General features: G+C 72.5%; 10 protein-coding genes and 1 pseudogene. 2 read left to right on the forward strand and 9 right to left on the reverse strand.

All coding sequences use genetic code 11. The features are described from left to right. A pseudogene (locus ACFQ3T_RS29530) lies at positions 1-589 on the forward strand (ATPase); the annotation flags it as partial. A gap of 31 nt (positions 590-620) precedes the next feature. Here ACFQ3T_RS29530 and ACFQ3T_RS29535 read toward each other — a convergent pair. From ACFQ3T_RS29535 to ACFQ3T_RS29565, 7 genes are all read right to left on the reverse strand, one after another. Next, positions 621-1,436: an ABC transporter permease gene (locus ACFQ3T_RS29535; RefSeq protein ID WP_380728192.1), complete on the reverse strand. Its 816-nt coding sequence runs from the start codon at positions 1,434-1,436 to the stop codon at positions 621-623. Positions 1,437-1,459: 23 nt separating this feature from the next. Continuing rightward, positions 1,460-2,407: an ATP-binding cassette domain-containing protein gene (locus ACFQ3T_RS29540; RefSeq protein ID WP_380728176.1), complete on the reverse strand. Its 948-nt coding sequence runs from the start codon at positions 2,405-2,407 to the stop codon at positions 1,460-1,462. A 12-nt stretch (positions 2,408-2,419) separates the two neighbouring features. Then, positions 2,420-2,968, reverse strand: a complete 549-nt coding sequence (locus ACFQ3T_RS29545; RefSeq protein WP_380728177.1) for an NADPH-dependent FMN reductase — start codon at positions 2,966-2,968, stop codon at positions 2,420-2,422. A 148-nt stretch (positions 2,969-3,116) separates the two neighbouring features. Beyond that, entirely contained in the window at positions 3,117-3,980 is an 864-nt protein-coding gene (gene hisG, locus ACFQ3T_RS29550) for an ATP phosphoribosyltransferase (protein ID WP_380728179.1), read from the reverse strand. Between the two features lie 291 nt (positions 3,981-4,271). Then, the gene (locus tag ACFQ3T_RS29555) at positions 4,272-4,979 is read right to left on the reverse strand and encodes a GNAT family N-acetyltransferase (protein WP_380728181.1); all 708 of its coding nucleotides are present in this window, start codon (positions 4,977-4,979) and stop codon (positions 4,272-4,274) included. A 66-nt stretch (positions 4,980-5,045) separates the two neighbouring features. Continuing rightward, on the reverse strand, positions 5,046-5,621 hold the full coding sequence (locus tag ACFQ3T_RS29560) for an FMN reductase (protein WP_380728193.1): 576 nt from the start codon (positions 5,619-5,621) through the stop codon (positions 5,046-5,048). A 26-nt stretch (positions 5,622-5,647) separates the two neighbouring features. Continuing rightward, on the reverse strand, positions 5,648-6,721 hold the full coding sequence (locus ACFQ3T_RS29565) for an LLM class flavin-dependent oxidoreductase (protein WP_380728183.1): 1,074 nt from the start codon (positions 6,719-6,721) through the stop codon (positions 5,648-5,650). A gap of 135 nt (positions 6,722-6,856) precedes the next feature. Between ACFQ3T_RS29565 and ACFQ3T_RS29570 the strand changes: the two genes are divergently transcribed. Beyond that, a complete protein-coding gene (locus ACFQ3T_RS29570) occupies positions 6,857-7,909 on the forward strand; it encodes an acyl-CoA dehydrogenase family protein (protein WP_380728186.1) in 1,053 nt (350 codons plus the stop codon). 67 nt (positions 7,910-7,976) lie between these two features. Here ACFQ3T_RS29570 and ACFQ3T_RS29575 read toward each other — a convergent pair whose 3' ends face one another. Both ACFQ3T_RS29575 and ACFQ3T_RS29580 read right to left on the reverse strand, forming a co-directional pair. Beyond that, a complete protein-coding gene (locus ACFQ3T_RS29575; RefSeq protein WP_380728188.1) occupies positions 7,977-8,693 on the reverse strand; it encodes a class I SAM-dependent methyltransferase in 717 nt (238 codons plus the stop codon). 39 nt (positions 8,694-8,732) lie between these two features. Continuing rightward, entirely contained in the window at positions 8,733-11,186 is a 2,454-nt protein-coding gene (locus ACFQ3T_RS29580) for a DNA topoisomerase (ATP-hydrolyzing) (RefSeq protein ID WP_380728190.1), read from the reverse strand. Position 11,187 lies beyond the last annotated feature (1 nt).

An 11,187-nucleotide genomic window follows, 5' to 3' on the forward strand; every position in this document is an offset into this window, starting at 1 on the left:
CGAGCTGGTGGCGTCCGCCGCGCGGGACGCGGCGACGCTGGGCCTGGCGCCGGTGGCGGGCGAACGGCAGGCCGGCGAGTTCCGGCGGGACGGCGACGTGTGGTCGCTGTCGTACCGCGGCGTCACCGTGCGGATGCCGGACTCGAAGGGCCTGCGCGACCTGCACGTGCTGCTGAGCAGTCCCGGCGAGGCGGTCGCCGCGGTGTCGCTGCTGGCCCCGGAGGCGGTGGCGTCGGCGAGGCTCGGCGGCGACCCGGTGCTGGACGACGAGGCGAAGGCCCGGTACCGCAGGCGGTTGGCGCGGCTGGACGAAGAGATCGACCACGCGCCGGACGACGACCGCGCCGCCGCCCTCGACCGCGAGCGGGCGGCGCTGCTGGACGAGCTGCGTGCCGCCGCGGGCCTGGCGGGCCGGACGCGGAGGCTGGGCGACGAGGCCGAGCGCGCCCGCAAGGCCGTCACCGCCCGCATCCGCGACACGCTCCGGAAGCTGGACGACCGCCACCCCGGTCTCGCGGCCCACCTGAGGGAGACCGTGTCGACCGGGGCGACGTGCGTCTACTCCGGGCACGAGCGGTTCCGGCTGTGAGCGGGAACCGCTCGTCACCGCCCGGCGCGGCTCACTTGCGGTTGTACAGGCGCATGGTCCACGTGCCGAACACGACGGTGAACGCGACGCCGTAGCCGAGCGTCCACAGCATCGCGTCGGCGTCGAAGCCGCCCGCCATCAGCGACCGCACCGCGCCCACCAGCTTGCTGATCGGGTTGACCTCCACGAACGGCTGGAGCCACCCCGGCATGGTGGCCGGGTCGACGTAGACGTTCGACAGGAACGTCAGCGGGAACAGCACCAGCATGCTCGTGCCCATCACGGACTTCTCGCTGCGCAGGAGCAGGCCGAACATCGTCCAGATCCACGAGAACGCGAACGAGAACGCCACCAGCACCGCCACGCCGAGCACGACCCCGACGAACCCGCCGCCCGGCCGGAAGCCCAGGACCAGGCCGACGACCATGATCACCGTGGACGCCAGCACGTACCGCAGCAGGTCGCCCAGGATGTAGCCGACCATCGGCGCGGGCCGCCAGATCGGCAGCGTGCGGAACCGGTCGAACACGCCCTTCTCGATGTCGGTGTTCACCGCGACGCCCGTGTACATGGTGATCATGACGACGCTGGTGACGGTCATGCCCGGCAGCAGGTACTGGATGTACTCCCCCGGCGAGCCGGCCAGCGCGCCGCCGAACAGGTAGGTGAACATCAGGATCATCATGATCGGGAACGCGGTCACGTCGAACAGCTGCTCCGGCACGTGCTTGATCTTCAGCACGGCCCGCCAGCCGAACGTCAGCGACGCGGACAACGCGCTCGGCCGGTCCGGCCGCACGGTCTCCAGCAGCACCGCCGCCAGCTCCTCCGGCTTGGGCGCGGGCATGACCTCGGGCTCTTTGGTGACGGTCACGCCGCCGCCTCCTTCTTGTCGGTGAGGGCCAGGAAGACCTCGTCCAGGCTGGGCTGGCCGAGGGAGAACGTGTCGACGGTGATGCCCTCGCGGGCGAGCCGGGCCAGTGCCTCGGCGGCCTGCTCGGTGGCGCGGCCGGACAGCCGGGCGGTCAGCGCGACCGGGTCCGAGTCGAGCTGCACGTCGGCCTCCAGCGCGGCGGCCAGCACCTCCCGCGCCCGCGGCCGCTGGTCGGCGTCGCGCAGCCGCAGGTGCACCGCGCCGACGCCGACGGACGCCTTCAGCTCGCCCTTGGTGCCCTCGGCGATGACCTTGCCGCGGTCGATGACCGCGATGCGGGACGCGAGCTGGTCGGCCTCGTCCAGGTACTGCGTGGTCAGCAGCACGGTGGTGCCGTGCGAGACGACCGCGCGGACGATGTCCCACACCTGGTTGCGGCTGCGCGGGTCGAGGCCCGTGGTCGGCTCGTCCAGGAACAGCAGCCTGGGCGTGTTGAGGATGCTGGCCGCGATGTCCAGCCGCCGGCGCATGCCGCCCGAGTAGTGCTTGACCTGCTTCGCCGCCGCCTCGGTCAGCCCGAACGCCTCCAGCAGCTGAGCGGCCCGGTCGCGGGAGTGGGCGCGGGTGTGGCCGAGGAGCCGGGCCAGCAGGACCAGGTTCTCGGTGCCGGTCAGGTCCTCGTCGACCGAGGCGTACTGCCCGGTGAGGCTGACGAGTCGGCGCACCGCGTCGGGTTCGTCGCGCAGGTCGTGGCCGAACACCCGGGCCTCGCCGCCGTCCGGCCGGAGCAGGGTGGCGAGCATGCGGACCGTCGTGGTCTTGCCCGCGCCGTTCGGGCCGAGCAGGCCGTACACCGTCCCGGCGGGCACGGTCAGGTCGACGCCGTCCACCGCCCGGGTGTCGCCGAAGACCTTGACCAGGCCCGACGTTTCGATGGCGTTCATGATTTCCCTCTCTCAGGAGACGTAGGGGCGTCGGCCGCGGGCGTCCTTCAGCGCCGACGCCCACCAGGCGAGCTGGTCGAGCATCGTGTGCGCGGCGCACCGGCGGTGCTCGGAGTCGAGCGGTTCGCCGGCGAGGAGGTTGACCCCGACGCCGTTGCGCACAGTCATGACGTGCAGCTCGGTGAAAACTGTTCGGAGCTGCTCCACCGCGTGGAAGCCCTCGGAGCGGTAGCCGTAGGAGACGAACCCCGCGGGCTTGGCGTGCCACTCGTCGTAGGCGTAGTCGATGGCCTGCTTGAGGGAGGCGGGGAAGCTGCGGTTGTACTCGGGGGTGACGACCACGAACCCGTCCGCCGCCGCGACCTGGTCGGTGAACCGGCGGATCTCCGGCGTCGGCTGCTCGGGGTGGCGCGGCGGGAAGTCGTAGTCGGCCAGGTCGACCACCACGGGGCGCACGTCGGCGCGCCCTGCCGCTATCCCGGCGACCCACCGGCCGACGTCGTCGCCGACGCGCCCCTGGCGGGTGCTGCCCACGATGACCGCGATGCGCAACGGCTCCATCCGCCACCTCCTCTCACCCCGGAGGCGCGAGACGGCCCGCCAGACCGGATCTGGCGGCCGCCAGATCCCCGGAAACGACGGACTCCGCGCTCCCCCGCGCCGTGACGTGGGGAAACGCGGAGTCCGGTTCCGCTGGGTCGGGTGCCGGCTAGATCCGGCAGGTGTCCAGGGAGCTGACCAGGATCGCCCGCGCGCCCACGCGCCACAGCTCGTCCATGATGAACGGGGCGTCGTCGCGCGGCACGAGGGACCGCACGGCCACCCAACCCTCGCGGGCCAGCGGCGACACGGTGGGCGACTCGATGCCGGGCACCAGCTTGAACGCCTCCTCCTGCGCCTCGACGGGGCAGTCGAAGTCGAGGATGACGTAACGGCGGGCGATCAGCACGCCCTGGAGCCGGCGGTGCAGGATCTCCACCGCGCGCACCGAGTCGCCGTTGTCGGCGACGGTGTCGCCCTGGATCAGCACGGCCTCGGACTTGAGGATCGGCGAGCCGAACGTCTCCAGGCCCGAGGTCTTCAGCGTGATGCCGGTCTCGACCACGTCGGCGATCGCGTCGGCCACGCCCAGCTCCACCGCCGTCTCCACGGCGCCGTCGAGCCGCACGAGGTGCGCCTTGATGCCGAGGTCCGCCAGATGGGCCTCGACCAGGTTCGGGTAGCTGGTCGCGATCCGCTTGCCCTCCAGGCCGGCGGCGTCGTGGATGCCACCGGGCTTCGACGCGAAGTAGAACGACGCCCGGCCGAAGCCGAGCGGCAGGATTTCCTTCGCGGAGACGGTGGAATCGAGCAGCAGATCACGACCCGTGATGCCGACGTCCAACGACCCCTCGCCTACGTACACCGCGATGTCGCGGGGACGCAGGAAAAAGAACTGCACATCATTTGCCGGGTCCGCCACGATCAGCTCACGGCCGGACCTGTTCACCCGGTACCCCGCCTCGGCGAGCATTTGCGCCGCGGGAGCACTCAACGAGCCCTTGTTGGGCAGGGCGAAGCGAAGAGGAGCCATGAGCCGAAGTCTCCCACACGGAGGGGCCCGTCCCCGTCCCGGGTATGCCCAGGTGTCCCACGGTGTGGAAACCACGCGGTGTCGCGCCCGGGTCACCCGTCCGGGCTTCCCACCACGTGAGCACGGGACGTGAAGCGGTCACCTTTCGACGCCACCGGGCGGATTCGGACGACCTCGCCGTGAATAGGGCGGGATGGGTGCGTGAAATGCGGTCGACCCATTCCCGACGAACCGGCGCCGACCGTCGGCGACACTCGTCCGGAAGCCGGAATTCCGTTGCGGCCCTGCCGATCAGCCGGCGTTCGACCACCAGACGGCCTCGGTGACGACGGAAAAGCCGAGCGACTCGTACAACGGCCGGCCCGCCCTGGCGGCGGAGAGCGTCATCGGCACGGGGAATTCGTTGATCACGGCCTGCATCAGGGCCCGGCCGACGCCCCGCGAGCGGTGCTCGGGCAGCGTCGTCACCCAGTACACGCCCACCGCGCCGTCGGCCTCCACGGTCAGGCACGCGCCGGCCACCTCGCCGTCCCGCCGGATCGTGTGGACCGCGAAGCCCTCGCGGTCCAGGAGGGCGACGGGCAGCGCGTTGCCGGTCGGGAAGCCGGGCATGGGGAAGCCGTCGACCACGACCTGCTCGGCGACGGCCCACTCGCCCGGCGTGCGAACCCGCTCGACCTCGAAGTCGGGCGGCGGCACGGGCGTGTGAGGCCGGATCATCACCGGCAGGTTCCGGGACGTGAGGCCGAGCGCGGCGCCGTCGATCGCGCCGAACGAGTCCTCGACCACCACGCGGGCCTCGGCGCGCTTGACCAGCAGTTCCAGCTCCGCCACGTCGTCCGGGTCGGGGTCCGGCCGCAGCGCGAGCACCCGCAGCAGGGTCGGCCCGCTCATCGCGAGGAACCCGGCGCGGGTGATCAGGTCGTGGCCGCGGGTGCGGGCGAGGCCGGTCGTGAGGACGGCGGCGTTGCGCACCGCCAGGTGCAGCGAGGCGGACATGGGCCGAACCCTATTGGGCGTCCGATCACCGGTCAGCCGATTTCCGCCCCGCTGCGACCGGGCTGGTCAGCGCCCGGCGAGGAGCTGGTCGAACGGCACGAAGCGCTCGGCGGGACGCGGGCCCACCCGGCCGGTCACCAGGTCGGCCAGCTCACCGGCGGCGCGGTCGATCCGAGCCGGCAGGCCTGCCGCGCCCCAGTCGGACGACGCCGCGTACACGCCGGTCGGCACGACGACCGCCCGCAGGTACGCGAACAGCGGCCGCATCGCGTGGTCGAGCACGAGCGAGTGGCGCTCGGTGCCGCCGGTCGCGCCGATCAGCACCGGCTTGCCCGCCAGTGAGTCCGGGTCCAGCACGTCCACGAACGACTTGAACAGGCCGCTGTAGGACGCGTTGAACGTGGGCGTCACCGCGATCACGGCGTCCGCGCCGACCACGTCGTCCACCGCCGCGCGCAGCCGCGCGCCGGGGAACCCGGTGACGAGGTTGTCCGCGATGTCGCGGGCCACGTCCCGCAGTGGCACGGTGCGCACCTCGACGTCGGGCAGGCGCCGCCGGGTGGCCTCGGTGAGCCGCGTCGCGAGCAGCTGGGTGGACGACGGCGAGCCGAGCCCGGCGTGCACCACGGCGAGCGTCGCCATCTGCCGTTCGTTCATCGGCAGGCTGCTCATCGGACGGCTGCCTTGAGCATCGACGCGTGGGTGGGCGCCTCGGGCACGTCGGCGGGCCGGCCGACCGCGAACTCGCGGCGCAGCGTCGGCACGATCTCGCCGAGCAGGTCCAGCTGCTCCAGCACGGTCTTCAGCGGCAGGCCGGCGTGGTCCATGAGGAACAGCTGGCGCTGGTAGTCGCCGAAGTGCTCGCGGAAGGTCAGCGTCTTGTCGATGACCTCCTGCGGGCTGCCCACGGTGAGCGGCGTCTGCGAGGTGAACTCCTCCAGCGACGGGCCGTGCCCGTAGACGGGCGCGTTGTCGAAGTACGGCCGGAACTCGCGGACGGCGTCCTGCGAGTTGCGGCGCATGAACACCTGGCCGCCGAGGCCGACGATGGCCTGGTGCGCGGCGCCGTGCCCGTAGTGCTCGTAGCGCTCGCGGTAGAGGCCGATCAGCCGCTGGAAGTGCTCCTTGGGCCAGAAGATGTGGTTCGCGAAGAAGCCGTCGCCGTAGTAGGCGGCCTGTTCCGCGATCTCCGGGCTGCGGATCGAACCGTGCCACACGAACGGCGGCACGTCGTCCAGCGGGCGCGGGGTCGAGGTGAACGACTGGAGCGGCGTGCGGTGCTTGCCCTGCCAGTCGACGACGTCCTCCCGCCACAACCGGTGCAGCAGGTGGTAGTTCTCGATGGCCAGGTCGATGCCGTCGCGGATGTCCTTGCCGAACCACGGGTACACCGGACCGGTGTTGCCGCGCCCCATGATCAGGTCCACCCGGCCGTCGGCCAGGTGCTGGAGCATGGCGTAGTCCTCGGCGATCTTCACCGGGTCGTTGGTGGTGATCAGCGTGGTGGCGGTGGACAGGATCAGCCGCTCGGTCCGCGCCGCGATGTAGCCGAGCATGGTGGTCGGCGACGACGGCACGAACGGCGGGTTGTGGTGCTCGCCGGTCGCGAAGACGTCGAGGCCGACCTCCTCGGCCTTGAGCGCGATGGCGACCATGGCCTTGATGCGCTCGACCTCGGTCGGCGTCCGACCCGTGGTGGGGTCGGGCGTCACGTCGCCGACGGTGAAGACACCGAACTGCATGGCCACTCCTCGTTCAGGTAGTTGCGCTTTCAACTATCTGGCACAACGGTACCGCGTCTCTGGCTATTCCGGTGTTGTCCGGTGGCGCGGACCACGCCAAGGTGTGTGTCACGGGTCACCGACTGGGGAGGCACGGTGCACGAGCTGGTCCGGCGGGCCGCCGGGATAGTCCCGGTGCTGCGCGCCCACGCCGCGTGGGGCGACCGGAACCGCAGGCTGCACGACGACGCGCTGGAGGCCATGGCGGACGCCGGTGTGCTGCGCCTCCGGGTGCCCGCCGAGCACGGCGGCCACGAGGCGGACCTGACCACGGTGGTCGCCGTCATCTCCGAACTGGCCCGCGGCGACGGCTCGGCGGCGTGGACCGCGGCGGTGTGGGCGATCTCCACCTGGGTCGTCGGCCAGTTCCCGGACGACGTCCGGCGCGAGGTCTTCGCCAAGCCCGACGTGCGGGTCACCGGCATCCTCAGCCCCACCGCGACCGCCGAGCCGGTGGGCGGCGGCGTGCGCGTCAACGGGCGGTGGGCGTTCACCACGGGCGCGCCGCAGAGCCACTGGGCCACCAACGCGGCCCTGCTGGGCCCGGACCGCACACCGGTCGCGCTGGCCATCCCGCTGGTGGACCTCGATGTCGTCGACGACTGGCACACCACCGGCCTGCGTGCGAGCGGCGGGGTCACCACGGTGGCAACCGACGTGTTCGTGCCGGCGGAACAGGTGCTGCGCCTGGCGCCCGTGCTGCGGGCCCACCCGGACGCGTCCGCGCCGATGTTCCGCGCGCCGTTCCTGCCCGCCGCGTGCGCGACGGTCAGCGCGCCCGCCGCCGGACTGGCCCGCGCCGCGGTGGAGGCGGCCACCCAGTCGTCCACCCCGTCGTCGCCCGCCCGGATCAGGGAGGCGACCGTGCTCGCCGACGAGGCCGAATTCCACTCCCGACGCGCCGCGACCGCCGTGGACCGCAAGGCGGCGGAGGGCGGGAGGTGGACGCCGGAGGAGCGCGCCCTGGTGCGCCGCGACCTCGGCGAGGCGTGCCTGCGGGCCAGGGACGCGGTCGACGTGCTCGGCGCGGACAGCCCCGCCCTGCACCGCATCCAGCGGGACGTCCACGCGCTGAACCTGCACGCGATCCTGCACCCCAACGCCAACGTGGACCGGTACGGCCCGGTCTTCCTCGGCCGGTCCGGGTGACCCGCTGGCGTGCCTCGCCACCAGGTGACCAGGGGCGCGTGCCGGCAGCTGACGACGACCCGAGGGCTCACACCCGTGCTCGACGGGCGACCACCACCGCCGTGTCGCCGCGCCGCCACCGCACCTCGACGTCGCGGAAACCCGCCGCCCGCAAGGCGTCGACGTGCCACGACGCGGGCGGGTAGAAGTCGGCCGACCCGCCCTCGACCCGGTTCCGCGCGGCGTCGGCCAGGGCCGGGTGCGCGAGCGCCCGCGCCCACCACTCGCGCCAGCCGGCCAGACCGTCACCGGGCTCGGCGGCACCGGGCTCACCACCACCGGGCTCACCGTCGTCGGGCGCGACCGGCTCGCCCTCGGGCATCCGGTCGGCATTGGCGAACACGCCACCCGGCGCGAGCACCGCGTGGACCTCCCGGTACAGCTCCCGCAGCCGGTCCGGCGCGAAGCAGTGCAGCGCGGTGCCCGCCACCACGGCGTCGAACTCCAGCCCCGCGTCCCACCCCGGCACGCCGAGGTCGGCCGCCAGCACCGCTACCCGGTCCCCCAGCGCGGCCCTCGCGATCGCCAACAACACCGGGTCGACGTCCAGCAGCGTCACGTCGTCGTTGCGCAGCCGCGCCGCGATGGCGCCGGTGCCGCCCGCGAGGTCGAGCGCCCGGCGTCCGACCGCGACGTCCGCCAGCACGGCGAACGCCTCGTCCCGGTGCGGCAGGAACGGTTCCTGCCGCACGTCCCAACTCCGCCGCAGGTCCTCGGCGTCCGCACGGCTCAGCTGTGTCGTCACACCACCGAGCTTAACCGACAATGATTGTCGATAACGACGCTAGTCGCGCTCGATCAGGTGGCCCACGACGTCCGGACCGGGGTGGGCGTGCCCGGAACCGTCCCGGCGCTCGTCCGGCGCGGGCAGCTCCACCGGCGACCCGTTGTCCGCCGCACCCGCCGGCCGCGGCCCGACCCACGCCAGCGCCAGCGCCGTCTCGCCCTTCAGGAACCGGTGCGCCCGCACGCCGCCCGTCGCCCGGCCCTTCGCCGGGTACGCGGCGAACGGCGTCACCTTCACGCTCTGCCCAGTCGACGTCACCACCATCGGCTCGCCGTGCTCGTCGTCGTCCGTGCGCACCGCGCCGAAGAACACCACGTGCGCGTCCGACCCGACGTTGATGCCCGCCATGCCGCCGCCGCGCAGCCCCTGCGGCCGCACCAGGGACGCCGAGTACCGCAGCAACGACGCCTCGGACGTCACGAACACCAACGTCTCGTCCGCGCCCGCCAGCCACGACGCGCCGACCACCTCGTCACCCTCCTTGAGCGTGATCACCTCGAACTCGTCCGACCGCACCGGCCACTCCGGCGCGCACACCTTCACCACGCCCGACCGCGTGCCGAGCGCGAGGCCCGGCGACTCGGTGTCGGTCAACGGCGCGATGCCCACGACCTTCTCCCCGGCCTCCAGGTCCACGAGCTCACCGGCCGACATGCCGCCGCTCAACGACACCGTGCCGCTCTGCTCCGGCAGCACCGGCAGCGGCAGCACGTCCGTCTTGAACGCCCGCCCCCGGTTCGTCACCAGCAGCACCTGGCCGCGCGCCGTCGTGTGCACGGTCGCCGCCACCGCGTCGTGCTTGGTGCGCCCGTTGCGCCGCCGCGCCTCGGAGGACTCCTCCGACTCCGCCGCCGTCCGCGCCACCAGGCCCGTCGCGGACAGGATCACCTGGCACGGGTCGTCGGCGACCTCCAGCGGACCGGCCGGCCTCGACGCCGCCAGCACCTCCTTCAGGTCACCGTCCAGCAGCACCGTCCGGCGTTCCTGCTGGAGGTCCTTGGCGACCTTCGCCAGCTCCGTGGACACGACCTTCTTCAGCACCTCGGGGTCGTCCAGGATCTTCGTCAGCTCCGCGATCTCGCCGCGCAGCTTCTCCTGCTCCGCCTCCAGCTCCAGCGAGTCGTAGCGGGTCAGCCGGCGCAGCGGGGTGTCGAGGATGTACGTCGCCTGGATCTCGGAGAGCTTGAACGTCTTGACCAGGCCCTCTTTCGCGGCGGCGGCGTTCTCGCTGCCCCGGATCAGCTTGATCACCTTGTCGATGTCGAGCAGCGCCTTGAGCAGGCCCTCGACCAGGTGCAGCCGGTCCTCGCGCTTGCGCCGCCGGAACCTCGTGCGCCGCGTGACGACCTCGTACCGGTGCTTGAGGAACACCTCCAGCAGCGCCTTCAGGCCCAGCGTGCGCGGCTGGCCGTCCACCAGCACCAGGTTGTTGATGCCGAACGACTGCTCCATCGGCGTCAGCCGGTACAGGTCCGCCAGCAACGCCTGCGGGTTCACGCCGACCTTGCACTCGATCACGACGCGGGTGCCGTTCTCGCGGTCGGTGAGGTCCTTGACGTCCGAGATGCCGGTCAGCCGCTTGGACTTCGTCACCTCGTCGGTGATCTTCTCGATGATCTTCTCCGGGCCGACGCCGTACGGCAGCTCGGTGACCGTGATCGCCTGCCGGCCCCGGCTGCCCTCCAGCAGCCCGGTCTCGACCTTGGCCCGCATCCGCACCACGCCGCGCCCGGTCTCGTACGCCTTGCGCACCTCGTCCAGCCCGAGCAGCACGCCGCCGGTCGGCAGGTCCGGGCCGGGGATGAAGCCCATCAGCTCGTCCAGCGACGCGTCCGGGTGCGCCACCAGGTGCCGCGCCGCCGCCACGACCTCGCCCAGGTTGTGCGGGATCATGTTCGTCGCCATGCCGACCGCGATCCCCGACGTGCCGTTGACCAGCAGGTTCGGGAACGCGGCGGGCAGCACGGACGGCTCTTGCAGCGAGCCGTCGTAGTTCGGGCGGAAGTCGACGGTGTCCTCGTCCAGCTCGCCGACCAGCAGCATCGCGGCCGGCGACATCCGGGCCTCGGTGTAGCGGCTGGCGGCCGGGCCGTCGTCCGGGCTGCCGAAGTTGCCGTGCCCGTCGACCAGCGGGGTGTTCAGCGAGAAGTCCTGGGCCAGGCGGACCATCGCGTCGTAGATCGCGGTGTCGCCGTGCGGGTGGTACTTGCCCATGCAGTTGTGCACGACGAACCCGCTCACCACGAACGCGTGCTCGGCGCTGCCGACCTGGATGTCGTAGGTGGTGTCCGGCGCGGCCGGCTCCACCGACACGACCTGCGGGAACGGCTGGTCGGCGGCATGCCTCGCGCCGCGGATGACCTGCACCAGGCCGTCCTGGCGCGGGCCCACGCCGGTCCAGCGCAGCAGCGCCACGGCGAGCGCGGCGGCGTCGCGGCCGGTCACGGTCAGG

Source organism: Saccharothrix hoggarensis (assembly GCF_042678885.1).
GTDB lineage: Bacteria > Actinomycetota > Actinomycetes > Mycobacteriales > Pseudonocardiaceae > Actinosynnema > Actinosynnema hoggarensis.

Coding starts and splice junctions, on each gene's coding strand:
- ACFQ3T_RS29560 (WP_380728193.1), bottom strand. CDS start 5,621: ATGGCGACGCTCGCCGTGGTGCACGCCGGGCTCGGCTCGCCGTCGTCC.
- ACFQ3T_RS29540 (WP_380728176.1), bottom strand. CDS start 2,407: ATGAACGCCATCGAAACGTCGGGCCTGGTCAAGGTCTTCGGCGACACC.
- hisG (WP_380728179.1), bottom strand. CDS start 3,980: ATGGCTCCTCTTCGCTTCGCCCTGCCCAACAAGGGCTCGTTGAGTGCT.
- ACFQ3T_RS29565 (WP_380728183.1), bottom strand. CDS start 6,721: ATGCAGTTCGGTGTCTTCACCGTCGGCGACGTGACGCCCGACCCCACC.
- ACFQ3T_RS29535 (WP_380728192.1), bottom strand. CDS start 1,436: ATGCCCGCGCCCAAGCCGGAGGAGCTGGCGGCGGTGCTGCTGGAGACC.
- ACFQ3T_RS29545 (WP_380728177.1), bottom strand. CDS start 2,968: ATGGAGCCGTTGCGCATCGCGGTCATCGTGGGCAGCACCCGCCAGGGG.
- ACFQ3T_RS29555 (WP_380728181.1), bottom strand. CDS start 4,979: ATGTCCGCCTCGCTGCACCTGGCGGTGCGCAACGCCGCCGTCCTCACG.